General features: G+C 73.0%; 1 protein-coding gene. It reads right to left on the bottom strand.

Annotated features, from left to right (window positions below; all coding sequences use genetic code 11):
• The coding region (locus tag D7Y04_RS42665) for a hypothetical protein (protein ID WP_199749827.1) at positions 1-419 on the bottom strand (419 nt) is incomplete at its 3' end.
• Between the last annotated feature and the right edge of the window lie 29 nt (positions 420-448).

The following is a 448-nucleotide window of genomic DNA, read 5'->3' as shown; positions in this document are numbered from 1 at the left end:
CTCAGCGCGCCTTCGGGGAGGCCGGTGTGGGCCTCGTAGCGGGGGACCTCGGCGGTGCCCCCGGGATTCATGACCAGCAGGCCGCGCTCGGCGGCCTTGCGCGTGCAGAAGTCCTGCGTGGCCAGGTCCGGACAGGCGACGACGTTCGTCTTCGTCGGGGAGTCGCCGTCATCCAGGTCCACCGCCACCATGGGTGGCCGTGAATCCAGGCTGTCGGGCAGCGACGGATGGGGCGCCTTGTCGCCGGTCAGCAGCACCAGCGCGAGCGAGGCGGCGGCCGCCAGGGCCGCGATGGCCGCGCCCGTCACCGCGCGTCGCGCGTGCCACGCGGCGGGACGGATGACGCGCTCTTCCTGGGGGAAGGTGCTGGCCGCCTCGGTGAGCTGCTCGGACAGGAGGGCCTCTTCCTGCAGCAGCACGGCGCAAGGCTCACACTCCAACGTGTGGG

The sequence above is a fragment of the Corallococcus sp. AB038B genome (assembly GCF_003668955.1).
GTDB lineage: Bacteria > Myxococcota > Myxococcia > Myxococcales > Myxococcaceae > Corallococcus > Corallococcus exiguus.
The sequence above is the reverse complement of the archived record's forward strand: the minus strand, read 5'-3'. Positions and strand labels throughout refer to the sequence as shown.